At 60.9% G+C, this 26,332-nt stretch carries 18 protein-coding genes; 13 read left to right on the top strand and 5 right to left on the bottom strand.

Going from position 1 to position 26,332, the window contains the following annotated elements:
• The first annotated feature begins 22 nt into the window (after positions 1-22).
• The 8 genes from RCAS_RS19975 to RCAS_RS20010 all read left to right on the top strand — a co-directional run bounded on the left by RCAS_RS19975 (position 23) and on the right by RCAS_RS20010 (position 9,651).
• Positions 23-1,285, top strand: coding sequence for a DUF455 family protein (locus RCAS_RS19975; protein WP_012122309.1), 1,263 nt, complete (start codon positions 23-25; stop codon positions 1,283-1,285).
• A 2-nt stretch (positions 1,286-1,287) separates the two neighbouring features.
• Positions 1,288-2,706 carry a neutral/alkaline non-lysosomal ceramidase N-terminal domain-containing protein gene (locus RCAS_RS19980; RefSeq protein ID WP_012122310.1) on the top strand — a complete coding sequence of 473 codons (1,419 nt, stop codon included), beginning with the start codon at positions 1,288-1,290 and terminating at the stop codon, positions 2,704-2,706.
• 49 nt (positions 2,707-2,755) lie between these two features.
• Entirely contained in the window at positions 2,756-3,526 is a 771-nt protein-coding gene (locus RCAS_RS19985; protein WP_012122311.1) for an SDR family NAD(P)-dependent oxidoreductase, read from the top strand.
• Between the two features lie 521 nt (positions 3,527-4,047).
• Positions 4,048-5,004, top strand: a complete 957-nt coding sequence (locus tag RCAS_RS19990) for a GntR family transcriptional regulator (protein ID WP_198135965.1) — start codon at positions 4,048-4,050, stop codon at positions 5,002-5,004.
• Between the two features lie 162 nt (positions 5,005-5,166).
• Complete coding sequence (locus RCAS_RS25395; RefSeq protein ID WP_012122313.1) at positions 5,167-6,546, top strand: neutral/alkaline non-lysosomal ceramidase N-terminal domain-containing protein; 1,380 nt, start codon at positions 5,167-5,169, stop codon at positions 6,544-6,546.
• The gene (locus tag RCAS_RS20000; RefSeq protein WP_012122314.1) at positions 6,543-7,547 is read left to right on the top strand and encodes a succinylglutamate desuccinylase/aspartoacylase family protein; all 1,005 of its coding nucleotides are present in this window, start codon (positions 6,543-6,545) and stop codon (positions 7,545-7,547) included. The genes RCAS_RS25395 and RCAS_RS20000 overlap by 4 nt, the downstream gene beginning before the upstream one ends.
• Before the next feature lie 15 nt (positions 7,548-7,562).
• On the top strand, positions 7,563-8,675 hold the full coding sequence (locus tag RCAS_RS20005) for a mandelate racemase/muconate lactonizing enzyme family protein (RefSeq protein ID WP_012122315.1): 1,113 nt from the start codon (positions 7,563-7,565) through the stop codon (positions 8,673-8,675).
• A gap of 451 nt (positions 8,676-9,126) precedes the next feature.
• Positions 9,127-9,651 (top strand): hypothetical protein, encoded by a 525-nt coding sequence (locus RCAS_RS20010; RefSeq protein WP_012122316.1) that lies wholly within the window; start codon positions 9,127-9,129, stop codon positions 9,649-9,651.
• 3 nt (positions 9,652-9,654) lie between these two features.
• Here the strand turns inward: RCAS_RS20010 and RCAS_RS20015 are convergent, their stop codons facing one another.
• Both RCAS_RS20015 and RCAS_RS20020 read right to left on the bottom strand, forming a co-directional pair.
• Positions 9,655-10,605 carry an STAS domain-containing protein gene (locus RCAS_RS20015; RefSeq protein ID WP_012122317.1) on the bottom strand — a complete coding sequence of 317 codons (951 nt, stop codon included), beginning with the start codon at positions 10,603-10,605 and terminating at the stop codon, positions 9,655-9,657.
• Positions 10,602-11,675, bottom strand: a complete 1,074-nt coding sequence (locus RCAS_RS20020) for a HAMP domain-containing protein (protein WP_012122318.1) — start codon at positions 11,673-11,675, stop codon at positions 10,602-10,604. Before RCAS_RS20020 ends, RCAS_RS20015 begins: the two co-directional genes overlap by 4 nt.
• 28 nt (positions 11,676-11,703) lie before the next feature.
• On the opposite strand from RCAS_RS20020, the gene RCAS_RS20025 reads away from it, so the two are divergent.
• Entirely contained in the window at positions 11,704-12,780 is a 1,077-nt protein-coding gene (locus tag RCAS_RS20025) for an IS701 family transposase (protein ID WP_012122319.1), read from the top strand.
• 661 nt (positions 12,781-13,441) lie between these two features.
• Positions 13,442-14,854 (top strand): NAD(P)/FAD-dependent oxidoreductase, encoded by a 1,413-nt coding sequence (locus RCAS_RS20030; RefSeq protein WP_012122320.1) that lies wholly within the window; start codon positions 13,442-13,444, stop codon positions 14,852-14,854.
• A gap of 574 nt (positions 14,855-15,428) precedes the next feature.
• Here the strand turns inward: RCAS_RS20030 and RCAS_RS20035 are convergent.
• Positions 15,429-16,829, bottom strand: a complete 1,401-nt coding sequence (locus tag RCAS_RS20035) for a nuclease-related domain-containing protein (RefSeq protein WP_012122321.1) — start codon at positions 16,827-16,829, stop codon at positions 15,429-15,431.
• A gap of 211 nt (positions 16,830-17,040) precedes the next feature.
• Positions 17,041-18,666, bottom strand: coding sequence for an alpha-amylase family glycosyl hydrolase (locus tag RCAS_RS20040; RefSeq protein WP_012122322.1), 1,626 nt, complete (start codon positions 18,664-18,666; stop codon positions 17,041-17,043).
• Between the two features lie 707 nt (positions 18,667-19,373).
• Here RCAS_RS20040 and RCAS_RS20050 point away from each other — a divergent pair.
• Entirely contained in the window at positions 19,374-21,350 is a 1,977-nt protein-coding gene (locus tag RCAS_RS20050; protein ID WP_012122323.1) for a hypothetical protein, read from the top strand.
• Between the two features lie 233 nt (positions 21,351-21,583).
• Here the strand turns inward: RCAS_RS20050 and RCAS_RS20055 are convergent, their stop codons facing one another.
• Positions 21,584-24,166 carry a hypothetical protein gene (locus RCAS_RS20055; RefSeq protein WP_012122324.1) on the bottom strand — a complete coding sequence of 861 codons (2,583 nt, stop codon included), beginning with the start codon at positions 24,164-24,166 and terminating at the stop codon, positions 21,584-21,586.
• 143 nt (positions 24,167-24,309) lie between these two features.
• Here RCAS_RS20055 and RCAS_RS25730 point away from each other — a divergent pair, with 143 nt between their 5' ends.
• Together RCAS_RS25730 and RCAS_RS20060 are read left to right on the top strand one after the other, a co-directional pair.
• On the top strand, positions 24,310-24,474 hold the full coding sequence (locus RCAS_RS25730; RefSeq protein ID WP_012122325.1) for a hypothetical protein: 165 nt from the start codon (positions 24,310-24,312) through the stop codon (positions 24,472-24,474).
• 604 nt (positions 24,475-25,078) lie between these two features.
• Positions 25,079-26,146, top strand: a complete 1,068-nt coding sequence (locus tag RCAS_RS20060) for a Uma2 family endonuclease (RefSeq protein WP_157042717.1) — start codon at positions 25,079-25,081, stop codon at positions 26,144-26,146.
• The last annotated feature ends 186 nt before the right edge of the window (positions 26,147-26,332 follow it).

A 26,332-nucleotide genomic window follows, 5' to 3' on the forward strand; every position in this document is an offset into this window, starting at 1 on the left:
TGTTCCCAGGAAGGATCAAGCCATGTACGACATCTACGCCGGTTACCGGCTCGATAGGGGGTTCCATGTGGCTCAGACGGCCCGCCTGGTAGCACGTTATCACTATATCGAGGCGCAATTGATGCGTATTGCGGCAGGACGAATGGCCGAACTGCCTGAGTGGGAATTGAAATGTCTGCTGGGCCGGCATCTCTGGCAGGATTCGCAGCACGCCGATGCATGGCTGTCCCGTCTGATCGATCTGCGCTGGCCACGCCGCGCGCCGCTCAACCCTGGCGAGGCGACCTGCCGGATGTTGCGGTTGCTCGATGATGCACCCGACAGCGCTGCATTCGTTGCTGCGGTCTATCGCCAGGTGAAGCCGCGCCTTGCGGCAGCGTATGCCGCTCATCGCCAGGCGTGTGCATCACTGGCTGATGAGCCGACATGGGATCTGCTTGCGCGAATCCATGCCGACGAAGAAGAACAGATAAGCCAGGGCATGGCGCTGCTCGAGTCGTTCTCGTCTGCGGCGCGTGCCGTTGCGCAGAACTACGAATCCGCTGTGGCTGAGGCATGCGATGGAATCGGCAGTTTCGCCGATCCGGCAACTGCGGCTGAGCGCGAAGCCAGCGGTTCCTTCGAGGACCAAACGGTGCGACCGGCGCCGCCGATCGCCGCCCGCGATGCGCGCTTCCGCTTCGGCGAGCGGGCCGCCGATCATCCACCCGCCGATGAACACGAAATGGCGCTGATGATGGCGCACCGCGATGCCGACAATGAGATGCACGCCGCCGAACTGCTCGGTCGCAACCTCTATGAGCATCCAGAGATGCCCTGGGAATATCACGTTGATATGGCGCGCCAACTTTGGGATGAAGTGCGCCACGCCGTGCTCTATCAGCGGTACCTGGAGCATCTGGGCGGCAAACTGGGCGATTTTCCGGTCATCCCCGGCAACTACGCCTATCGGATGAGCCTCGACTTTCCGCACCGGCTCTACGATCTGCATCTACGCGGCGAAAAACTGGGCATGCCCGATCTGATTCGCTCCCGCGAAACCGCCCGCGCACGCGGCGATACCCCGTATGCTCTGCTCAACGATTTTGTCCACGCCGATGAAGTGCCGCACGTGAAGAACGGGCGCTGGCTACGCTGGCTGCTCAACAATGATGAAGCGGCTTTCCGTCGGATCGAGCGCGAGACGATGCGACTGCGCGCAGCATATGAACAGGCTCACGCCGATGACCCGATTGTCATGGCGTATACCGGACTTGTGCCAGCGATCTTGCAACAAGAGGAATAACCATGGCGCGACGACTGCACGCCGGGGTCGCACGAACGGATATTACGCCGCCACCAGGCATTGCCCATGCCGGTTGGGGAGCGCAGACCCATCAGCGGGCCGCCGGAGTCGATCTGCCGCTCTGGGCGACGGCGCTGGCACTCTCTGATGGCATCGAGACGGTTGTGATCGTCGATATCGATCTGGTTTACCTCTGGGATGCCGAAGCGCCCGGCGTCATGCGAGCCGTGGAGCAGGCGACCGGTCTGCCATCCTCACATATCCGCCTTGCCTACACCCATACCCACTCCGGTCCGATCAACGGCGCAACCTGGAGTTCCTGGGTGAAGGAGGGCGCCGAGATGACGCCAGCCTATGATGCGATTCTGGAGCATCATATCGCGGGCGTTGCCCGGCAAGCCTTGCAACGGATGCGCCCGGTGCGCATCGCTGCCGGTTCCGGCGAGGCGCGGATCAATGTCAATCGGCGCTTTCGGCGCCCTGAAGATGGCATGGTGGTTTGTGGGCGCAATTGGGATGGTCCTGTTGATCATCAGGTGCAGGTGGTGCGGCTCGACGATCTGGAGGGGGCGCCACTGGCAGTGATCGTGAACTATGCCTGCCACCCGATTACGGTCGGTCCTGATTGCGACCTGATTACGCCCGATTATCCAGGGGTGATGAAGCGCGTCGTCGAACAGTCCACCGGCGCCACATGTCTGTTTCTTCAGGGAGCAGCCGGCGATCTCGGACCGATCCAGGGCGTCGCCCGCGGCGGTCTGGCTGAGTATCGGCGGTTGGGGAGCATCCTGGGCCACGAAGTGAGCCGGATCTGGTGGGAACTCGAACCGTGGCGGCGGCGTGAGCGCTATGCCGGCACGCTGGAGTCCGGCGCGCCACTGGCGATCTACCAAGATGAGCGCCTGCCCGACCTCGATACCACGCTCCGGGTTGGCGTGCGCGAGGTGCAATTGCCGCTGAAACAGTTCGCCCCGGCTGCCGAGTTGGCGGCAGCGGCGGCGCAGCATATTGAGCGGCTCAACCGTCTGCGCGCCGAAGGCGGCGATACTGAGGACATCCGCACCGAGACGATGCTGGCGAAGCGCGCCGGGATGCGCGCCGATCTTGCACGCCGCAATGAAGGTCATACCTATCGCAGCGTGACCCTGCAAACCTTCGCCATCGGCAACCAGATCGCTCTGCCAGCCGTACCCGGCGAGCCGTTCTGCGAGATCGGCAGGCGGGTGAAGGTCGGCTCGCCTTTCCCATACACGCTCTTCTCCGGTTACGCGAATATCGGCTGGGCGTACATCCCCACTGCCGACGCTTATCCGCTGGGCGGCTATGAGATCGAGATTACACCGTTCGCGCCTGAAGCCGCCGATATCCTGGTTGATGCAAGCCTGACGTTGTTGCGTGATATGCTGCCAGAGCGGCGTTGACCTTCATTCGGCGAACATCCTTGCCCAATCGAGGCAACAGGATACACTGATGCGACTGTGCGGCAAAGTAACGCTGATCACCGGCGGCGCGACAGGTATTGGGGCAGCATGCGCGCGCCGCTTCGCCGATGAAGGCGCCCATGTGGTGATCGCCGATATTAACGAGCAGGCCGGACGCCGCACGGCTGAGGTCTGTGGCGGACGCTTCGTGACGACCGACATCGGGAATGCCGAACAGTGTCGCGCAGCGGTTGAAGAAACCGTCGCCTGCTATGGACGCCTCGATATTCTCGTCAACACCGCCGCGCACCTGGGAGGCTATCACGATGCCGCAGCCATGACGCTCGAAGAGTGGCACGCTGTGCTTGCCGTGACCCTTGATGGCGTCTTTTACTGCTCGAAATATGCGGTTCAGGAGATGCTCAAAACTGGCGGCGGCGCGATTGTCATCATCGCGTCGGTCGAGGGCATGATGGGCGCCGCCGGTCATGCCGCATATGTGACAGCGAAGAGCGCATTGTTCGGACTGACGCGATCTCTGGCCATCGATTTCGGCAAGAGCGGCGTTCGCGTCAATGCCATCAGTCCTGGCATCATCGATTCAGGGCAGCCTGATATTGAGCGACTGAAACACGATCCGGACATCATGCGCTTCTGGCGTGATATGACGGTGCTGGATCGCATGGGACGACCGGAAGAGGTCGCAGCAGCGGCGCTCTTCCTGGCTTCCGATGAGGCTTCGTATATCACCGGTCAGAACCTGGCAGTCGACGGCGGCTGGACAATTGGACATCCGCCGCTGCCGCGTTCGTTCCAGTAAGCCGCATCTCCGGCAATGTCATCCGTCGCTTTCCGGGCTGAGAGTCTTGTTGTCTGGCTATCGAGTGATTTCCCGCAGGTTCAGAACCGGTAGCAGGATTGCTTTGCAACCTTGCCTTCCGCTATCCGCCTACCTGTCCGGCGACTGCTGAAGATCAAGAAAATAGCCTGGTATTCCTGGACACTGCGGGCTGCAACCCTTGCTGAGATCGTGAAAACCCCTCTGGGGCTTCCTCGTTCTGAGCGAGGGATTGAGCCAGCAGCTCAGGATGCGCGTGATGTGGCGGCGCACGTCTACCGGATTCATTTCTTGACGTTCCTCATCCCGCTGCAATACGGCGGTTCCTGAGACATCAGACCTGTACCTCTGTCTGACTCCATGCTTGACTTCTTGCACGGCTTCTGCTATATTTTCAGACAAAACAGCACATTGTATGTGTTTTGTCTCAAACTGTCTTCATTACGTCAGATGCTTTTCGTTTCTGCTGGTAAAGCGTCTGAGATATGAAAGACACTGGTGTTATGACCGATCCTGTCCCGCACGATAGAAACGCACAACGTGCTTTGCGAGCGCATGAGATTGTGCACATTCTGGAGCAACAGATCCGCTCCGGCGCGTACCGATCCGGCATGCGCTTGCCGACTGTCCGTGAACTTGCTGAACAGTATCACGTCAACAAGAATACTGCCGCGCGCGCATACCAGATATTGGAGCAGCGCGGGTTGATTGACGTGTCACGCGGTCGTGGCGCATTTGTGTGCGCAATAATGGAGTATGACCGGTCAACATTGCAGCAGCAGGTCGAACGCTTTGTTCAGACAGCCCGGCATTCAGGGTTGAGTCGTAGTCAGTTGATGGACCTGATCCACAACGCGGTGCATCAGTCGTATGGGTCTGATGCGCCGCGCGTGTTGTTTGTCGAATGCAACCGGCGTGATGTCGAAACGCTCGGCGACGAGATTGAAAGCATTGCTGACGTGCCAATGGATCGGGCGCTGCTCGATGATGTCCTGCGCGATCCGGTCACACCCGTTCACCGCTACGATCTGATCGTCACCACCTTTCAGCACCTGGGGCAGATTCGCCAGGCTGTGCCATCCTCTGCACGCCAACGGGTCATTGGCGTGCTGGCGACGCCATCACACGAGTCGTTGCTGGCGCTGGCGCGTCTGCACGTTCCAACTTTTGGTCTGGTGTGCGACTCGCCGGGAACGGTCGAAAGTCTGACCCATATCATTCGCACCTATCATCCGAACTCAGCGGTCATTCCTGTTCTGATCGATAACCGCACGCGCCTGCACGACATGATCGAGCAGGCGGACGCCATCGTGGTCACCCGATCCTGTCGGGAACGTCTGCTGGCGTTGAATCCCGCGCTGCCCATTATCACCGTGGTCTTCACGATCGATCAGCAGTCGATTGATTTCTTGCGCCGCCGTCTTGAGGAAACTGCGCAGATGAACGCCATGCAGGGATAATAAGGAAGAAAGGGGCGAGGGGGACTAAAAAATCGTCAGGACACCAGGAAAAAGACGACACCCGCGCGTGGGTGCGAGAGGGGCGATGTCCACCCTGGCAACGCAGGGAAAACCTTACCTCACATGCAGGTCTCCCCGTACCATTCAAAAGCGAGGAAACGAATGGACCTGACACAGATCCACGGTTTCACCCATTGCGCAGTTGGCATCGCGCGCCGAGACGTGACTCCGCCTGTCGGAATCTACGCGCGATCATGGGGCGCAGCGCGCCGCGATGTCGCTGAAGGAGTGCATCGGCCACTGACGGCAACAACGCTGGTGATGCGCTCGCTGGACGCGGACGAGCCGACGCTGGCGCTCGTGGCGCTCGATGTTGGCTGGTTTCCGTACCTTCCCGATGAACGCCAGATGCGCAGCGCCGTCCTGAACGCAACCGGGCTGGATGAAGATGCGTTGCTGATCAATTTCTCACACACCCACGCCGGTCCGTACCTCAACAGTCAGATCACCGATAAACCCGGCGCACACTTTATCGAACCATACCTCAGCGATCTGACCGGTGCGCTTGTCGAGGCGATTATTGAAGCCAGAAACGCCATGCGCCCGGCGTGGATCACCTATGGGTACGGGCGCTGTGCGCTGGCAGCAAATCGCGATTTCTGGGCGCCGGATGTCGGGAGGTATGCCTGCGGCTACAATCCTGCGACGCCTGCCGATGATACGGTGCTCGTCGCCCGTGTTACCGGAGAGGATGGCGCGATCATAGCCATACTGGTCAACTATGCCTGCCACCCGACAACCCTTGCCTGGCAAAATCGCTTGCTCTCACCCGATTATGTCGGCGCTATGCGCGACACACTCGAGTCGATCTACGGAGCGCCCTGCCTGTTCCTCTATGGCGCTGCTGGCGATCTCGGTCCGCGCGAGGGGTTCGTTGGCGATCCGGCAGTCGCCGACCGGAACGGACGGCAACTGGCATACGCGGCTGCGGCGGCGATTGAGGCGTTGCCGCCGCCAGCGTCGCGCTTTGTGTATACCGGGGTGGTCGCTTCCGGCGCCAACCTGGCCACCTGGGAGTACCGTCCACTCGATCCTGCCGACCGGGCGCGCTGTGCGACGCTGCGACAGCAGTGTGCGATCGTGCCGCTGCAACGCAAGCCGATGCTGGAACCGATCGATCCGCCGGGCGCCAATCGCGGCGACTCGATTGCAGAAGCCGAGAAAGCGTCGCGGCGGAAGTGGCTCCAGGCGGCGCTCGGCGATGAACCGGTCTATCCGATGACCCTCTGGTTCTGGCGGTTGGGTGATGCGCTGCTTGTCGCCTGCCCAAATGAAGCCTACGCTCAGATGCAGATCGAACTCCGTGCCCGGTTTCACCACCAACCGGTGCTGGTCCTGGGATGCACCAATGGCACGCTCGGCTACCTGCCCCCCCGCGATGCATACGGCAGCGGTCTCTATCAGGAACAACAATCTCCTTTTCTCCCCGGTTGTCTGGAACAAACAATTGCAGCCGCCATCAGCGGATTGGAGCGTCTATGAGCGCAACGCAGATCGTGACCATGATCGATTTCGAGAAGCCCGGCAAGCAAGTGGGACAGTTGGCGATTCCACAATCAACCAACACATCGGGATGGGCAACCGAATATCTGCCCATTGCCGTGATCAATGGCGCACCCGGACCAACGGCGCTGTTGTTCGGCGGCAACCATGGCGATGAGTATGAAGGACCGGTGACGCTCCTGAACATGGCGCACACCCTCGAACCAGACAATCTCTGCGGGCGTGTCATCATCGTTCCGATGCTGAACCGTCCGGCGCTTGCCGCCGGAACCCGACTGTCGCCGCTCGACGGCAAGAACATGAATCGGGTGTTTCCGGGACGCGCCGATGGAACGATCACCGAGATGATTGCTCATTACGTAACGACGGTGCTTTTCCCACTGGCGGACCTGGTGATCGATATTCATTCCGGCGGACGGTCGGCGCACTTTCTGCCGCTCGTCAGCATGCACCATGTTCCCAACCACGAACAATTGCGATCCATGATCGATCTGGCGCTGGCATGGGGTGCGCCATATGTGCTGCTCTACCGGGATGTCGGCGGAACCGGGCTGCTCCCCGGCGAAGCCGAACGCCTGGGAAAACTGACCCTTGGCACTGAAATGGGCAGCGCCGCGCAGTTTGGCGTCGATATGCTCAGCCTGACGGAACGCGGCGTGCGCAATGTGTTGCGTCAGGCACGCATCCTGACCGATCAGACGCCCGACCCGCCGGCGCCCGCGAAGATTATGGCTGCCGATCAGTATGATGATTACATCATGGCGCCGGTAAGCGGCATCTTCGAACCTTTCGTCGAAATGGGCGCGTGGATGGTCGCGGGACAGGCGATCGGGCAGATCCATTCTATCGAGCAACCCTTCGCTTTGCCAACGCTGGTGTACGCCAGAACAGACGGCATGCTGATCAGCCGGCGCGCGTTTCCCCTCGTTCGCCAGGGCGACTGCCTTGCCACACTTGCACGCCCGTTTCACCTGCCATAGCAGAAGGAGATAATCGTGAAAATCACCGATGTCGAAGCCATCTGGTTGCAGCTCCCAACCGTGGATGATCGCGCCGACGGCACCCAGGATACGCTGGTGGTCAAAGTCCACACCGACGAAGGGATCGTCGGAGTTGGCGAGGTCGATTCGTCGCCAATGGCAGCGAAAGCGATCATCGAGGCGCCGCTGTCTCACCGAATCGCACGCGGTTTACGGCTCTGCGTGATCGGCGAGGATCCGCTCGATATTGCGCGCCTGTGGCACGCCATGTACGAGGGATCGATCTTCTTCGGGCGCGGCGGCGCGGCGCAGCAGGCCATCAGCGGCATCGACATCGCCCTGTGGGACATTGCCGGCAAGGCGCTGGGGCAGCCGGTCTACCGACTGCTCGGCGGCGGCTTCCGCAATCGTCTGCGCGCTTATGCGTCGATTCTGTTTCAGGAGACGCCTGAAGCAACGTATGACCTTGCCCGCCGCCTCGCCGACCAGGGATTCACAGCGGTCAAGTTCGGGTGGGGACCGATGGGAACAAGCGAGAAGACGGATCTTGCACTGGTGCGGATGGCGCGGCGCGGGCTGGGGGACCACCTCGACCTGATGATCGACGCGGGAATCTGCTACGACACGGCCACGGCAATCCGGCGTGCGCATCAGTTCGCGGAATACAACCCGTTCTGGCTTGAAGAGCCGCTGCACCCCGATAATCTCGAAGGGTACTCGCGCCTGGCTGCGGTATCGCCTATCCGCATCGCTGCCGGAGAACAGGAGACCACCCTGGTCGGATTTCAGGCGCTGCTGGACGCCGGTCTGGCAGTGGTGCAGCCGGACGTGGCGCGGGTCGGAGGGATATCGCAGGCAATTCAGATTGGTCGGATGGCGATGCAGCGCCACCGTTTGTGCGTCAATCACTCGTACAAGACCGGCATCAGCATCGCCGCTTCGTTGCACTTCCTGGCGGCGCTGCCGAACGCTCCGCTCCTGGAGTATTGCGTCGAGCAGAGTCCGTTGCGGCAGACGCTTACCCGCGAGACGTTTCCGGTGGTGGATGGATGGGTCGCCGTGCCGCAAGAACCAGGGTTGGGAATCACGCTCGACGAAGAGGTGATCGCCCGCTACCGCGTGGCGTGAAGCGGCAGAGAGTCTGTAGCGCATAACCCTCCCACGGTCCGGCGGCGTGACGTGTCCGGCGATTGCCGGTTTGCATACCACAAGAGAGCGCAGGACGAGCAAGACAACGTCTGCATCCAACTATGCGGTACATGCGAGCGCGACTGGCGGTACCACACCCTGCCAGACGACATCAAGAGCGACTGTCGAGATAAACTACTGCACGCCCAGATGGTCGATTGTGAATCATCATCAAGCAGGAGTCTGATCGGGCATTACATCCATCGCTATCCATCGCTATGAAGCCATCGTCGGCTTGCGCGGAGAGCACAAGTTCTTTTTTGCGAGTCGCCCCGCTCCAATCAGATGCACAAAGCCGCAACAGCGTCTGAGTCGTTGACGAAACAAGCCGAAGGCGGCTACAATGAAACCATCACGCCGATGACGCGCCGACGTGATGAACAGGGAGTGCATGCCCCCATATCACACGCCAAAAGAGTATCTGGACGCCGCCAGATCGCCTGAGACCACGCCGGAAGAGTTGCGCCATCTGGCGATGTCGCCCTACGATTTCGTGGCGGTTGCAGTTGCACAGAATCCGAACACTGAACCTGATGTGCTCACAGCGCTGGTCCCCGCAACCGTCACGTCGTGGAACGATCAGGCGCTGGCGGCTGCCATCGCGCAACATCCCCACACGCCGGTCGAGGCGCTGAAGATGCTGGCGGAACGACTGACGCCAGTGCTGGATAATGGTCGCAATCATCAGATGGGGTTCAAAGCGGGGGTTGCGTTATGCTGCAATCCGCACACACCTTTTCAGGGTATTGCTACACTGCTACGCTCTGATCGCGTCGCCATGCAGTTTCGCAAAGTAGTCGCCCGCGAAACGCGCCGACGCGACGTTCTGGAACTCCTTGTGCGTGACCGCAGCGAAACGGTCAGGAGAAGTGCGCAAAAACGTATTGAGACGCTTGATACAGAACCGGAACATTAGTTTTCAGTTCTCAGTTCGCGCGGCAAGCGCCTCCTGCGGTGAACGCACGGTATGGATGCTCTCCAGCGCCACCCCCAGATTGGTCAGGGTCATAGCCACCGTTGCCGAGATGCCGGTGAGCGTCACCCGGCAGCCGATCAGACTCAGCGCCCGCGCAGTCTGAATGAGCGCCTGCGCTACCTGTGTATCGACTGCCGTAACACCGCTGATGTCGAGAATGACGTGCTGCGCGCGCTGGGCGCTGGCGTCGTTGAGCAATCGCGTTGTAAGCGCCTGCGCACGGCGGGTGTCGAGCGCGCCGACGATCGGCGCCAGTAGCACGCTCTCTGCCAGCGCAATGGTTGGCGTTTCCAGCGCCGAAACCAGTTCGAGGAGGCGCTGTTGCTCCACATTGCGCTGCGCCAGTTCTTCCGCCTGCGCGGCAAGGTCGCGTTCGCGCTGCTCAGCGCGCGTGCGCGCCTCCTCCGCCTCGCGCTTTGCCGCTTCGAGTCGTTGCGCATTATCGACTGCCAGACGGCTGAAGATCATGCCGCCAATGACCAACACGAACGTCAGCAGTTCGAATGGATTGAGATAGGGACCGCCGCCGCCACGGATGGCGAAGGCGACGAGCAGCGTCAGCGCACTGCCTGCAACCCATACAGGACCGGTCAACACCAGCGCCAACGCCGGGATGGTATAGAGCGTATGGTTGAACCGCGTCGCAATAAACGTTTCCGCAGTGCCCAGAGCTACAATAACGGTGAGCAAGAGAATAAGCAAAGGACGCGCCGGCTCCCACCCGCGCCAGTAGGCGAACCACAGACTACTGCCGAACGCCAGCCCTGCGAGGACTGGAATGATTGCATGCCATTGCGGTGTTGGAAAGATGGAAAAACCAATCGCTATCAACGCCAATCCGTTGAGTAATCCGAAAACCCCGTGATTGATCTGACGTTGTGTCAAGCGGATCACAAGCGTCCTCCTTTTTGCGCCAGTGCGCTCTGCAAATCGCTACAGGTTCGAATATTGCTCAGGCTGATGCCTAAACCAACAATGGACTGCGCCACTTCAGGACGAATGCCGATCAACATCACCTCTGCACCGAGAAGATGCGCCGCCTGAACGACGCGAATCAGCCCCTGCGCCACATGACTGTCTACAATCGGCACACCGGTGATGTCGAGCAACAGGCGACGAGCGCGGGTTGCTGCAAGCCGTTCCAGCGCCTGCTCCTGCACCTGGATCAGGCGGGCGCTGTCGAGCGCGCCGACCAGCGGCATCACCGGGGTATCACGGCTCACCGGCAGCACCGGAACGCTCAGTTTGCGAATGGCTTCCTGCTGCCGCTGAATAATCGCCAGTTGTTCGACCGCCTGCCTGTGTGCCGCTTCGAGCGCGTCACGCGCCTGTGTCACCTGCCGGTAGTGTATTTCAAGATCGCCGGTTTGCCGCCGGATCGTCGCTGCCATGCGGTTGAACGTCTGTTGCAGCACGCCGATCTCGTCGTTGCTCGTAATTGCCAACTCGCCATCCAGACGTCCCTCCGCAAGGCGGCTTGCCGCGTTGGTGATCGAGCGTAGCGGACGCACAATATGTCGCTCAATCAACCAGAGCACGCCTATGGTCAATGCGACCATCGCTGCCAGTGCAATGGCGATGCCAACGAAGGTGAGCCTGACATCGCCTTCAATATGCTGCTGCGCAACAGTGCGGATGCCTGCAAGATGCGCATTCGCTTGTTTCGTGAATGTCTCACGCTGCTCTTCGATTCGTTCGATCTCCTGATAAAACGCTTCACGCTGTGCATCGGTCGGCGTATCGATCCCGAACGACAGCCGATGGTGCAGGTCCTGTACTGCTTGCAGAAGCGCCCTGCCCTGATCCACAACCGGTATGTGCTGCTCGGCGACTTCTTCCTGGAAATCGCCGTAGATATGGTCCGACGTGCGCAGCTGAGCCACCATCCTTTGCAGGCGCTCAAGCAGTTCGGCGCCCTCCTCAAGATCTCCAGGATCGCCGGTTTGCAGATATGAGTAACTCACCTTACGCAGATTTGAGTAAACTTGGTGTATGAAAAACGACAAACAACTCCTTGACCTGTACAGCGACTATTTGATAAGCGCCTTCGGACAAACCACGGCGACAGGGCTGTCATCCCTATTGGATGGTGAAATCAGCCATGACCGAGTGCAACGCTTGCTGGCAGGGAAAGAACAAACCTCGGCGGATTTGTGGCGGCTTGTCAAGCCACATGTGCGCCAGATTGAAAGCGAAGACGGCGTGGTAATTGTGGATGACAGTATTGCGGAAAAACCATACACCGACGAGAACGACATCGTTTGCTGGCACTACGATCATTCCCAGCAAAGAACCGTCAAGGGCATCAACTTTGTGACCTGCCTATATCACAGCCAAGGCGTATCGTTGCCCGTTGGGTTCGAACTGGTTCGGAAAACAGAACGCTACACCGACCCGAAGACGGGAAAGGAAAAACGTCGCTCGGATAAAACCAAGAATGAAATGTACCGAGACCTCCTACAACAAGCCGTCAAAAACCAGATTCCGTTCAAATATGCGCTCAACGATATCTGGTTTGCTTCCGCCGAAAACATGAACTTTGTCAAACTCACACTCAAAAAGGAGTTCGTTATGCCACTCACAGGCAATCGCAAAGTGGCGCTGAGTGTGAATGCCAAGCAGCCGGGACGTTATCAGCGAGTGGACACGCTGGAACTGGAACCGATGAAACCTGTCACGGTGTATTTGGAAGGCGTGGGGTTTGCGCTCCTTCTCATCAAACAAGTCTTCACAAACGAAGATGGCTCGACAGGCATCCAATATCTGGTCGCCAGCGATACCACACGAGACGGTAACGGGATTGCCGCAATCTATCACAAACGATGGAACGTGGAACCCTATCACAAGTCGCTCAAACAGAATGCTTCGCTGGAGAAGTCACCCACCCAAACGGTGACAACTCAGACCAATCATTTCTTTGCGGCTCTGTGCGGTTACATCAAACTCGAACTGCTCAAAGGCGCCACCAAACTCAATCATTGTGCGCTCAAATCCAAACTGTACTTGCACGCTATTCATGCCGCTTATGCCAAGTTGCAGGAACTCAATCCTGTTCAACTGGCTGCGTAAGGTGAGTGAGTAAGACTCGGTGAGAAGTTGCTGGACGACGAGGTTGATGGACGCAACGGTCTGCATATCGTCAATGATAGCCTGGTTCAGGTCGTCTACCAATGACCTGTGAATATCCGGCATGGTCACTCCGAGCAGAGCGAGGGGTCGTGCGCGACCCGTGCAGATTCCTCGCTGCGCTCGGAATGACAAGTCGCTGCGCTCGGAATGACACGCATGCGGCATCTTCAATCGTCATTGGTAGTCGGCAATCCTCTGGATTTCGATGATGGTGAAGATCAGATCGATTGCCAGAATGCCCAGAATGATAAGATACCCACATGCCACCACGACGGTTTTGCGGGTCAAATTCCACGACACTACTCCTGAGAGCATACGTGGCTGGTTGACGGAAACATGCCTGCAACTCGACGGCGTAGCAGGGTAACGTTTTCGTGTCAGGGTCGCGTCATATGCGACTTGTGGCAAGTATATTCAATGAATGTCACCAGAATATTACCAACCATTCAGCATCACTATTCACGCACGTCTGGAAGCGCAGGCTTCACGCCGACTGATGCCGCTAAGAAGGGAATAGCGCTGCTCAGCAGGTATTTGACAGGAAGCGCGTCTCGTTCTACGCTGTCTCGTGTTCCCTTTATCTTCCCATTCGCATGCGTCTATGACTCAACGATCAATCACCACTCGCGCGCTAGAGAGCGTCGCTGCGCTGACCGCCAGCACATGGCCCCTTATGGCGCGGCTACTTCCCGAACGTATGGAGTTTGACGATACCCTGTCGATCTGGCACGCCGGAACGCCGGACTATCAACCACGCGCACCACTCAGGGGCGAAATTACCGCCGACCTGGCGATCATCGGCGGCGGCTTCACCGGCGTGAGCGCGGCATATCACATCGCGCAGCGTTTCCCGCAGCAGCGCATCGTCCTGCTCGAGGCGACGTCGCTGGCGAATGGCGCCAGTGGGCGGAATGGCGGTCTGGCGTTGAACTGGATCAATGGCATCGATACCAGCGATCCCGAACTGACGCAGAAGGTCTATCAACTGACCAGCGCCGGGTTGTGCGCGATACGCACCCTGATCGAGCGCCACCGTCTGTTGGTCGATCATCGCTTCGATGGCACGTTGACATTGCACACCAGCCCGAAGCGCGCCGAAGCAGCGCATGCGGAAGCCGAGTATCTGCGCGCGTTGGGTATTCCGGTACAATTTCTGCACCGCAACGAACTGGCATCACACTTCGATGCGCGCGGCGTCTATGGCGCAACGCTCGAACCAGAGACCGGGCAGATCAACGGGGCGCAGTTCGTTCGTGAGTTGCGCCCGATTCTGGAAGCGCGCGGCGTTGCAGTCTATGAGCAGACGCCAGTGCTCCGCCTGCAAACCGGTCGGATCATTCGCCTGACCACACCGCAGGGGGAGGTGCATACGCCCGCCGTTGTGCTGGCGACGAACGGGTATACGAGCAAACTGGGACTATTCCGTGATGCGCTGTTCCCGCTCCACTCGAGCGTCTTCGCCACTGCGCCGCTGACCCCAGAGCAACGGCAGCAGTTGGGTTGGCGGGCATTCGCCGGTTTTGCCGATGACCTGGATCGCATTTCGTATGGGTCGCTGACGCTTACGGGACATCTGATATTCGGCGGCGGCAGCAATCAGGCATACGCCTATCTGTTCAACAATCGCACCCGCCTGCCGGCAGAGAGCGCTGTTGCCCGCCGCGCGCAGACGGCGATTGCGCGGACGCTGGCAGGGTACTTTCCGTCCACCGCGACACTACCGATAGTTCGCCGCTGGAGCGGGGTGCTGGGCATTACGCTAAACCGCCAACCGCTCTGGGGACGGTGGGGCGAGGAGAGGAACATCTACTACGCGCTGGGGTACTCCGGTCACGGCATTACGCTCGCCAACCTTGCCGGCGAGTTCATTGCCGACCTGTACGGCGGGGATGATAGCCGCTGGCGGTGGTTGCCGTTCTATCAGAGCCGCTACCCGCCGATACCGCCAGAGCCGTTCCGTTGGCTGGGGTATCAGGTGTTCACCAGACTGACCGGACGATCGCCACGAGTGTGAGCCGTGTAATACCAATTCCCTGTGACCATCCGGCATGGTCACCCCGAGCAGCGCGAGGGGTCTTGCGCGACCCGCTCCGATTCCTCGCTGCGTTTACCCTGAGCGAAGCGAAGGGCTCGGAATGACACGCATGCGGCATCTTCAATCGTCATTGGTATAACTCGCTTCGCCTTCGTCGCTCAATGCCCTGGACATCGACCTGACCGGACGATCGCCACGAGTGTGAGCCGTGTAATACCAATTCCTGTGACCATTCGGCATTGTCACCCCGAGCCGCGCGAGGGGTCGTGCGCGACTCGCTTAGATTCCTCGCTGCGCTCGGAATGACAAGTCGCTGCGCTCGGAATGACACGCCTGCGGCATCGTCAATCGTAAGAGGGCGCCCACCAGGGACGCCCCGCCGAAGGGTGATACACGACACGTTGCATGTCACCGACCCGTGAGGTCTCTGCCAGGCAATCGTCTCGACCGTGGCACGCCACCGGCGGCGTGGGTGCTGCGCATTGCCCGTCCTCCATCCGACCTCGCGGGTCTTGTGAGTTCAGCCACAGCAAAAACCGTTGTCGATCAACGATTACCCGGCGCCAGGCGTTGGAACGAGCCAGGTCGTCTCACCGAAGGGGAGTTTCTTCAGCACTACGACAAGGGTGGAGGCGTTCAAATTAACCGGGCGATCAATTACAGCGCTACCGCGCACCCGCTCACCGGGAAGAGCACGTAATCCACGCGGCTGTGAGAGGTCATCCGTCACCAGGTAGCGCGTACCGACCGAGTCGCGCACCTCAATGTTCTCAGCGGTCAGCGGCATCTCGACATGCTGATCGCTCAAATTATTGCGCAGACTCCATCTGAGCGTGATCCTGCCGTCACAGAACTCGACTTCCTCCAGCGTCACCACGACATCGGGCGTCAGCCCTGGCGCATTGCCACCAACGCCGACATTTTCCCAACTTCCGTTTATCATGCGGCGCCCCACCGGTTGAAAACCACTCCAGATGCAGGAACTGACCGGCGAAATCGCGCCAGCGTCGGCGCCGCCGGCCGGCAGGCTAGTCGAAACCACCATGCTCTGCGCCGGCTGATCGGAGCGCGGGAGGGCACGCCCCTGACTGAAGATCATACCAATCAGCACAACAACGATCAGGCTCGACGCCAGTGCGATGCGCCCCGCCCAGGATTGCCACAGACGCGAGAGGCGCTGCGACAGCGACACAGAGGCAACAACCGGTTGCGCCTGCGTTGCAGGGGTGGATGCCTCTGCTGATGGCGCAGCAAGCGCCGTTACCGATCCAACCGGACCAGTGATCACCGGCGATTCACGCGAAACCGGACGATCAACGGCAGGCGAATCATCGAGGTTCGGAAGAACGCCCGCGAGCAGGGCGTTAATTTCAGTCCAGCGCGTCAGGTGGAGGAGTTCCGGAATACGGAGCATCTCCTCGTCCGTCAGATCGATCTCGCTCGAACGTTCGGTCACCAGATACGCAGGCAGTTCGTCGAGACCTTTCAGATCGACTTTCCAATCGGTTTCGACATGCGAGCCTTCCTGAAGCGTTGGTGCAATCACCACCAGGCGTCGGCAGGTGCGAAAATCGACCGTCTTCGCTTTTTGCGGCGGTAACAGTTCGGTGCGATGGTCGTTGAGAAAATTGACCAGGTTGTAGTAATACGAAATAACCTGGTTGTACGGGTTCTTGCGCCCGGGGTTCAACCGTTTGCGTTCGCCGTTGGAACCCTCGACGAACCAGGGACCATTGACATCACCGAAGACCCTGCCGTCGCAATGCTTCAATTCGATGATAAAGACAGCGTCCTGCTTGACAATCACCAGGTCGATGCTGCGCCCGCCGACGGTAAAGTTGGCGAGGATCAGGTACAGCCCGTCGAGACGGTCGAGTCCGCGCGCCAGCGCCATAATGGCGCGACGTTCGTTTGCGTGCTCGGGTTTCTCTCCAATCCAGACCTGAACTGCCACTCAGGGTCTCCTCTAGCGCCTGATCGCGCGCAGCGTCGCTTGCTGCGCGCACAATGCCTCATTGCGTCTTATCTCAAGGGAAGTGGCGTCATTCGTCCGAGGACCGCGAGATCGGGGCGGGATCGGGCGTGGGACGGGGACCAAACCTTCCTCGTTCTATTATCGCGCATGTTGTCGTTGGATGCAATAAGCGGATGTGAACATGTTGTGATCATGGCGCCAGCGCAATAATCACCCCTTCGTCGGCGCGCAACTCGAGATCGCCTTGAACGGTGCTACCACCGCGATCAAGGTGAGTTGAGAGCGCAATCGTGCCCTCACCGATTGTCGTAAGGCTCAGACGCGCAGGATGCGACGCAAAGTTGAGGGCGACCAGAAAACGACAGCCGTTCACCTCACGCACAAATGCCAGCACCGACTGGCGCGCAGTGTCATCGCCTTCTACAGCAATCGCCTGGTAGGAACCGATTGACAACGCCGGTTCAGAACGGCGCAGCGTCAGCAAACGCCGGTAGAGTGAGAGCATCGAATGCGGTGCATTGCGCTGGGCTGCCACATTGCGCTGCCGGTAATCGTCGGCGAGGGGCAACCATGGCTGAACCTTGCTGAACCCGGCGTACTCGCTGGCATCCCACTGCATTGGCGTGCGCTGCGGATCGCGTCCATGCCCTTCGCCGGGCACATTTTTCTCGAACGGGTCTTGCACACGATCAGGCGGAATCGGCACATTGCGCATGCCGATCTCATCACCGTAGTACATCGTCGGCGTGCCGCGTAGCGTCAGCAGCAGCATGGCAGCAACACGCGCCTGCGCTTCACCCACTCGACTGGCGATTCGGGGTTGGTCGTGGTTCCCCAGCACCCAGTTGGGCCATCCGTGAGGTGGGAGCAATGCTTCATACGCGGCAATCGTCTGCGCAATCGTGTGTGCGTCCCACGGCAACAGAACCAGCGCAAAATTGAACGGAAGATGTGCTTCGGGAGATTCTGGCGTTCCATAGTAGTGCATCAGGCGATCATACGGCAAATAGATCTCGCCGACCATCATCCGCTCGTCGTAGGAGTCGAGCACCCGTCGCATCATGGCCACAATCTGGTGAACCTCCGGTTGATCGGCGGACCAGGCTTCAAGGATGCGCATATGCGGCATCATGCCAGGTTTCCAGGCAGGATTGGGCGGATTGTCGCGGAACTGTGCATCCTTGATCATCAGCCACATCACATCGACGCGGAATCCATCTACGCCACGGTCAAGCCAGAAGCGCATGACATCGAGCATTGCCGCCTGTACCTGTGGGTTGCGCCAGTTCAGATCGGGTTGCTCTTTGAGGAAGAGATGCAGGTAATACTGACCGGTGGTGGCATCGTATTCCCAGGCGGACCCCCCAAAATACGAAAGCCAGTTGTTCGGCGGACCCCCATCGGGCGCCGGATCACGCCAGATGTACCAATCGCGCTTCGGATTGTCGCGTGAACTGCGCGACTCGATGAACCATGGGTGCTGATCCGATGTGTGGTTGGGCACAAAGTCGAGGATGACCTTCAGATTACGCCGATGCGCATCGGCAACCAGCGCATCGAAGTCGGCAAGTGTGCCGAAGAGTGGGTGAATATCGCAGTAATCGGCGACATCGTAGCCAAAATCGGCCATGGGTGATGGAAAGATCGGTGACAGCCAGATGGCATCGATACCCAGATCGACCAGATAATCGAGGCGCGAGCGAATGCCGCGCAGATCACCGACGCCATCGCCATTGCTGTCCTGGAACGAACGAGGATAGATCTGATAGATAACACCGCGCTGCCACCAGAGATGCCCAGCCGGTTGCTTGGTCATGTCCAACCTCCATTTCACACGAAGCAAGTAGGAGCGTGAGACACCGATGTCCTGGCGCTCTGCCATGGAACGCCCTGGCGCCATTATACCGCGTCATGCTTTCGACTTTCGGGCATGCCGGGAGAGCGGCGCCACCGCAGGCGCGCCCTTTTGCTGCTATACTGACGCATGTCAGGCAACCCGCGCTGGCGTACCGGGTGAAGGGATGAGGCACGGGGCGCGAGGTGTGGGGCACGAGGTGCGGGGCCAGAGGCGCAAGGCGTGGGGCACGAGGTGTGAGGCGCAGGGCGCGGGCGCGAGGCGTGGGGCGCGAGGCGCGGGGCGCGAGGCGCGAGGCACGAGGGGTGGGGCGCGAGGCGCGGGGGCAGAGGCGCGAGGCGCGAGGCGTGGGGCACGAGGCGCGAGGCGTGGGGCGCGAGGCGTGGGGCGCGAGGCGTGGGGCGCGAGGCGTGGGGCGCGAGGCGTGGGGCGCGAGGCGTGGGGCACGAGGCGCGAGGCGTGGGGCGCGAGGCGTGGGGCGCGAGGCGTGGGGCGCGAGGCGCGGGGCACGAGGCGTGGGGCGCGAGGCGCGGGGGCAGAGGCGCGGGGCGCGGGGGCAGAGGCGCGGGGCGCGGGGCACGAGATGCACAGGGGCTTGATGCGAACGCACTGCATGCACTGCCGGTCGACCTTTATGAACCAGGCGTTCGCTAGAAAGAGAGGATGACATGCCCGATCTTCCGATTCGCCGTATGCTGGTGTACCGGCATGGCGTTGGTTACTTCGAGCGACGGGGTCCAATCACCGGTACAGAACTGCGTCTGACGTTCCCACGGGAAGCCATGGACGACATTCTGAAAAGCCTGATCGTCCTCGATCTGGGTGAAGGTCAGGTTTTGGGTGTCGATATCGAAACGCCGGAGGATCGCGCAAAGCAGATCGAGCGCGGCTCCATCCACCTTTCCAATACGCGCAGTCTGCTCGATCTGCTGCGGGATTTGCGCGGACGCAACGTGCGCCTTCAGATTGAGCACGAGCGCCGCCATGGTGATGCCGCCGATGAGGTAATCGAAGGCGCAATCATCGGTATTGATCTCGATGAGCAAGAACCGCTCGACAAACCGCTGCTTTCGCTCTACCTGTCGAAACAGCGCAACGTACGCACCATACCGGTGCGGCGCATCGCGCACCTGGTAATTCTCGATGACCGTGCGGCAGCCGATATGGCGTATTTCCTGCGCGCGGCACAGAGCGAGGAAGATCGACGATCCGCCATTGTGCGACTGTCGGAGGGCGACCACGACATGCTGGTGGGATACATCGCTCCTGCCCCCTCCTGGCGCGTCAGTTATCGCCTGCTGGCGGAGCCGAAACCCGACGGCAACGACTCCGCCAATGGCGGTGGACGTAGCGCAGGTGCGCAAGTGGCGGTTCTCCTTCAGGGGTGGGGACTGTTCGATAATCAACTCGACGAAGACCTCGAGAGCATCGAGTTGACGCTGGTCGCCGGCATGCCAGTGTCGTTCCGCTATCGCCTGTATGAACCCCACACGCCTGAACGACCCATGGTACAGGACGATGTGCGCACGGTGGCGGCGCCGATTGAGTTCCAGGCAAACCGAGCGATACCAAGCTTAATGGAAGTCGCTCCGGATTTGGATGAATTTGCACTCGGCGAGGCGTCCGCACTCAGGATGGAGAATCTCGAACAGTCCATTGAAGCCGCCGGCGTCGGTGAAGAACGTGGCGCTCTCTTTCAGTACCGTGTTGTGCATCCTGTCAGTGTGGCGCGGGGACGATCCGCCATGGTTCCGATTGTCAGCCGACGCCTCGATGGACGCAAAGAATTGCTCTACAACGGTCGCAAACTGCCTCGCCACCCGGTTGCAAGCCTGCGCATGCAAAACGAAACCGGGCTGACGCTCGAACGCGGACCGGTGACGGTCGTCGAGCATGGCGACTACGCCGGTGAAGCCGTGTTGCCCTTCACGCGCGCAGGGGCTGAAATGATTATCGCGTATGCGGTCGAACTTGGGGTGACGATCAGCGAAGAACGCCATCATCAGCGCACAATGGCGGGGTTGAGCATCCACAAAGAGTATGCGGTGTTTGAGGAATGGGATGTCCAGCAGATGCGCTACCGCATCACCAGCACCCTGCCCGACGCCGTAAACATTGTGATCGAACAGGAACGGTTGAAGGGCTACGACCTGTTCGACACACCCGCTCCAGACGAAGAGGCGCACAATGTCGCGCGCTGGACAGTGCGGTGCCCGTCTGGCGTCGAAACCGTTTTCATGGTCAACGAACGCTGCAAGAGATCACGCCACGAGGAGGTGCGCAAACTCGATATGCACCGGTTGCAGTCGTTCCTGAGCGACAGATATCTCGATCAGGCGACCTACCGAGCGCTCGAGCGCATTCTGTCGCTGTATGATCAGGTTGCGAAGCGCCGTGCAACGCTTCAAGAGATTGCCCAGGAGCAGCAGAAAATCCTGGCGCGCCAGCAGCAGATCCAGGCAAACCTGGGACCGTTGGGGCGCGAGGGGAGTGAACGGGCATTGCGCGAACGGTATGTCGCGCAGCTCAATCAACTCGAAGATCGCCTGAATGACCAGCTTGCCCGCGAGCAGGAGACCCGCAAGGCAATCGAGCGACTGGAGCAGGAAGCAGCACAGGCGCTTGCAGCATTGTCGAAGCCATAATATGGAGTTTGAGCAATCAAAACCGGCATCGCCCGGTTAAGTCCGCGCAGGCGGGCTTCGCAACCATAGCCTGCGGCTTATGAACATTCAGAAATACATGCGGTAGACCTGCGCCGTCATGTCGCGCGTTCTCTGGGCTGCGGGCTACAGCCCGCACTCAGGACATCGCAACCCCGGAGGGGCTTTCACGATCTTAGCCAGGGCTTCAGCCCGCAGCGCCCAGGATTCAACGTTCATTTGCCGCCGGGCAGGGAGTCTGGCGAAAAGGTCTCGTTCAATAGCCGCTGGGTCCCATCTCCCACGCCATACGCCAGGAAGAGCGGCGCTTCACCATTCGGCAACAGCGGCGGCGTCAGTTCATGCGCTGCGAGACCGAGCGCCTCCAGCGCCGCCTTGCGATCCCCATCGGACACATCCGGCGGCAGGATCAGCAGCGCATCGCCGGTGACCGTTTCCGACAGGCGGACGCCATCGAAGACGCCAATGATGAGATCGCCAGTCAGAAAACGCACCGTATCCCGCTCGATCAATCGCCGATCTACAAACACCCGGATAGATCTCAAACGCGGATCATTCGATGTCGCAGCCATCCGCGCAACCCGTCCTACTGCCGTCTCGGTCTGATCGAACTCATTGTAGACCGCCGGATTGCCAGGCATTGCGACGAAATACAGCCAGGCGTTGAATGACAGGCTGACGACCAGCGTTCCTGTAACGACTGCTGGTGCGATGCGTCGCCACAGGTGAGAGCCAGCGCTGTTTGTTGCTCGTATAAGCGTATCGAGCGCCATGCCTGCCAGCATACACGAGGGCGCAAGCGCGCCAAGCGAGCGCATGGCATGAGGTGCATTCGTGCTCAAAACACCCGGAATGAGCGCCAGACCCAGCCAGAGCAGGGGAACGAACGCTTTCGAGCGCCGGCCAACAAGCGCCAGACCCACACCGAGCGCGAAGCATGTCCCTGCCAGTGGGTCGAGCATTGGCGCACCAGGGGCGTGATGACGCCCGTTGGGATCGCCGGCGATATGCCACATCCCCAGATAGCGCGCGATATTGTCCAGCACCAACGCCACCGTGCGTTTCTCGAGGTTCTGAGCGTTGCTGATCGCAACCATTCCGGTGCGGCGGTTGTACCCCTCGAAATCGCCGGCGATGAACGCAAGGAGCGGCAACAGCACGATCACCCCAGCCGTCGCCGCCGCGCCAAGCGCAGGCAGCGCCCGGCGCCATGCGCCCGCATCGCGTCCAAGGCGTACCGCAGTCAGCGCCACAAAGACCAGCGGTGCGAGGCGTCCGGTGTGATAGGCATACGCCGCCAGCGCCGCCAGTGCGCCCGCCAGCGCCATTCCAGCGGCAGCGCGCCAGGGTGCAGGTTGCCCCAGCGCCCGCCACATAACCCCAATGGCAGTGAGTTCGAGCAGATGATCGAGCGTTGCAGGGAATGCCCAGCGGCTCATACTCAATCCCCAGGATGCCCAGGCAAGGAACGCAGCGCCGTAGAGCGCAGCCCGCCCCCCCAGGATTGGACGCGCTGCCCACCAGAGCGCCAGCGGCATCAATGCGCCTGCCAGCGCGCTGACCAGACGCGCCGCGCCAACCCCTGGTCCGGTGAGTGCCAGCACCGGCGCCATCAGGTAGAAGAGAAGCGCTGGCAGATCTGCGCCGGCCACTACATAGACCGGACGATACGTGGAGTCGCTCCAGATCCGTAATGCCAGCAGACCATGGCGCGCCTCATCGCGCCACATTCCAGAGGGCAGATCGTCAAGGCGATAGAGGCGGAGCGCCAGCGCTGCCACAGTGACGACTGCCAGCGCCAGCACTTCATTGCGTTGCATCGATTGCTCAGCAGGGAACGTCAATCCCTCATCCCGGTACAGTGCAAGAATCGTCAGCGCCACTGCCGCGACCAGACCGCTCATCCCAGCAAGTGGCGGCAATCCCAGACGCAGGGCAACGATCAGCGCCAGCGCCAGCGCAGCGCCCCCCCACGCAGCCGATATGCCTGTTGCGCGCAGACGCTTCGCCGTGCGAGCCAACAACAGGCGCACCGGTCGCCAGGCGAGTGCCAGCGCCAGCGGCAGCAGGGGCCACCAGGGCCAGCCAACGGTTGGGAGCAGATACCCGGCCTCTGCCGGAAAAGCAGCGGCGCCCCCCCCTGCTATCGACAGCAACGCGACAGTGCTCCGGTAGAGCAGCGTTGCGCCGGATGCGCGGTGCGGCGCGTGCCAGACGAAGATCAGCCAGATCAGAAAAGGGAATGAAACCAGAAAGATCGTGCGTATCGGCGGCGGCAACCAGGCAGAACCGGTGATCGGCCATGCCGCGAACTCCGCCAGCGCCACGCCGAGATCACGCCCATCGTCAGGCGGACGATAGGCAGCAGTACGCAACAGCAGCGGCGTATCGCCAGCCGGATCGGTTGGCGTCAGCAGATAATAGCACCGCCAACCGGGTGCAACCGCAAAAGCGCCGACCGGGCGCCCTCGCATACTGACCGACAGCACCGGCGGATCGGCAGTGTCGCGCGGCGCGGCCAGACGCACCATCACCCGCGCCGGTCGTCCGTCGAAGCCAAAGAGAAACAGCGCCGCCTCGGGGCGCGACCAACGGAAGAGATCGGTCGGATTGCGCTCGACATCGTAAAAACCGACCAGTACGCGGCGCGCGTTCGAATCTTCGACCGATAGACGCTGATCCAGCCGCGCCAGGCGTGCGCCGAGGATCAGCGGCAGGATCGCCAGCAACAACAGAAGGACGCTATCGAGTACAACAGAAGAGGTGATGCGAGCGGATTGAAGAGACAGCCAGCGCACGTTTCAGGTTCCATCATAACTGATACTACAGCGACGCGACATCATACCCGAGGGTGGAAGGCGCTGCAAGTCATGGTTGACATTATAGAACACTTGTGCTATACTCAATGCAACGACAAGCCGTAACTCAGAGGGGGACGAGCATGTACCAGAAAGAAATCATCTACGACCGCGAAACGCACGATTATGCCATGTACCTCGACGGTGAACTGGTTGGTTTTGCGCGGACGTACCACGAAGCCGAAGTCACCCTGGACCAATTGATCTTCGAACTCATCAGCGGCGAATACTTCCGCGAGGTGGCATAGGAACCGCCCCGCGACGACGGAGAGACCTCCAATTGAGGCATCAGCAGCACGCAGAACCACGCCGTCCGCCCCCCCCCGCGTGGTAGGGGCGCGCCCGGCAATAGGTGCGCCTGTGGCGCGCCCCGAAATAGAGGCGCATCCCCCGCCCCCCCGCGTGGTAGGGGCGCGCCCGGCAATAGGTGCGCCTGTGGCGCGCCCCGAAATAGAGGCGCGCCTGTGGCGCGCCCGGCAGCCCGGCAATAGGCGCGCCTGTGGCGCGCCCCGAAATAGAGGCGCATCCCCCGCCCCCCGCGTGGTAGGGGCGCGCCCGGCAATAGGTGCGCCTGTGGCGCGCCCCGAAATAGAGGCGCATCCCCCGCCCCCCCGCGTGGTAGGGGCGCGCCCGGCAATAGGTGCGCCTGTGGCGCGCCCCGAAATAGAGGCGCATCCCCCGCCCCCCGCGTGGTAGGGGCGCGCCTATGGCGCGCCCCGAAATAGAGGCACGCCCGGCAATAGGCGCGCCGCAGGCGCTAGCGCCCCCATCCGTTCTGGACGTGGTACAATACGGCACAGACAACCGGAGTATCCGCGCGTTGCCCACTCATAACGTCAGGAGTCATCGCCTGTGACCAACACGACTATGCATGTCCCGCCTGCATCAGATACGTCGCCTGATGCCGATCCTTTCCGCTACGGCTGGCGCTTTGTGCCCCGCCCGACCCCCGACGATCCCCATCACCTCGAACAGGTTCCGCTCACCCTCGAAGACGTCCTTCACCCTGAAACGGGAGATTTCATCGTGCATAGCGACCGCCACGAGACCGACCGGATGTACCTCACTGCTGTGCTGCGCGCCCGTCTGGAGGAGGCGGGGGTCGCCATCGTCCTGAGCGATGTGCGCATCGCCTGGGACATCCCCGACCTGCGCCCGCACGGACCGGATGTGATGGTCATTCCCGGCATCCGCAAACGGCAGGACTGGAGCACATTCGAGGTGGCGGTCGAAGGTGCGCGTCCGGCGCTGATCATCGAGATCACCTCGCCGGAGACGCGCGAGAACGACCTGGAGCGCAAGGTGGAGCACTACGCGCGGGCGGGGGTGGCGCAGTACGTGATTGTGGATGACGCCGGAAAAGGTCGGGGGAAGCGGCGGCTGCGATTGCTCGACTACCGGTTGGAGGCGGGGATGTACCGCCTGCATCCATCGGATGCCGCAGGACGGGTGCATCTGGCGATTGCCGATGTGTGGCTGGGGGTGGAGGGCGATCACGTCGTCTGCTACGACGACCATGGCGTGGCATTCGGCGACTATGCGACGGTGGTGCGGCAGGCGGCGGACGCGGAAGAACGAGCGCGGTTGGAAGCGCAGGCGCGCCAGGAAGCCGAGGAGCGCGCACGACGCGAAGCGGAGCGCGCGCAGCGCGAAGCGGAGCGCGCACGACGCGAAGCGGAGCGCGCGCAGCGCGAAGCCACAGCGCGGGCTGCTGAAGCGCAGGCGCGCCAGGAAGCCGAGGAGCGCGCACGACGCGAAGCGGAGCGCGCGCGGCGTGAAGCCGCAGCGCGCGCTGCTGAAGCGCAGGCTCGCCAGGAAGCCGAGGAGCGCGCACGGCGCGAAGCAGAGGAACGTGCGGCCGTCGCGGCGCGGTTACGCGCTTTGGAAGCAGAACTACGGCGGATGCGCAGCGGCGATTAGATCTGTTCCCGAAGAAAGCTGCTGCGATAGAGCAGTTCAGACTCGAGAATTTATCGTCCTGCTGCATCAAAGGGTTCTGTCTTCCAGAGACGGATTTTTCCGGCAAGCCTCTGAATTGACATCGTCTGTGTCAGGTCTCAAGGGGACAGATTCTCCCGCTGTATCTTTCACCATTGCGCTACGCCA

The organism is Roseiflexus castenholzii DSM 13941 (assembly GCF_000017805.1).
Taxonomy (GTDB): Bacteria; Chloroflexota; Chloroflexia; order Chloroflexales; family Roseiflexaceae; genus Roseiflexus; species Roseiflexus castenholzii.

What these genes read in the sequence shown, in the direction of transcription:
- RCAS_RS19975 (WP_012122309.1), top strand. Translation starts at nt 23, where the DNA reads ATGTACGACATCTACGCCGGTTACCGGCTCGATAGGGGGTTCCATGTG.
- RCAS_RS19980 (WP_012122310.1), top strand. Translation starts at nt 1,288, where the DNA reads ATGGCGCGACGACTGCACGCCGGGGTCGCACGAACGGATATTACGCCG.
- RCAS_RS19985 (WP_012122311.1), top strand. Translation starts at nt 2,756, where the DNA reads ATGCGACTGTGCGGCAAAGTAACGCTGATCACCGGCGGCGCGACAGGT.
- RCAS_RS19990 (WP_198135965.1), top strand. Translation starts at nt 4,048, where the DNA reads ATGACCGATCCTGTCCCGCACGATAGAAACGCACAACGTGCTTTGCGA.
- RCAS_RS25395 (WP_012122313.1), top strand. Translation starts at nt 5,167, where the DNA reads ATGGACCTGACACAGATCCACGGTTTCACCCATTGCGCAGTTGGCATC.
- RCAS_RS20000 (WP_012122314.1), top strand. Translation starts at nt 6,543, where the DNA reads ATGAGCGCAACGCAGATCGTGACCATGATCGATTTCGAGAAGCCCGGC.
- RCAS_RS20010 (WP_012122316.1), top strand. Translation starts at nt 9,127, where the DNA reads ATGCCCCCATATCACACGCCAAAAGAGTATCTGGACGCCGCCAGATCG.
- RCAS_RS20025 (WP_012122319.1), top strand. Translation starts at nt 11,704, where the DNA reads ATGAAAAACGACAAACAACTCCTTGACCTGTACAGCGACTATTTGATA.
- RCAS_RS20030 (WP_012122320.1), top strand. Translation starts at nt 13,442, where the DNA reads ATGACTCAACGATCAATCACCACTCGCGCGCTAGAGAGCGTCGCTGCG.
- RCAS_RS20040 (WP_012122322.1), bottom strand. Translation starts at nt 18,666, where the DNA reads ATGACCAAGCAACCGGCTGGGCATCTCTGGTGGCAGCGCGGTGTTATC.
- RCAS_RS20050 (WP_012122323.1), top strand. Translation starts at nt 19,374, where the DNA reads ATGCCCGATCTTCCGATTCGCCGTATGCTGGTGTACCGGCATGGCGTT.
- RCAS_RS25730 (WP_012122325.1), top strand. Translation starts at nt 24,310, where the DNA reads ATGTACCAGAAAGAAATCATCTACGACCGCGAAACGCACGATTATGCC.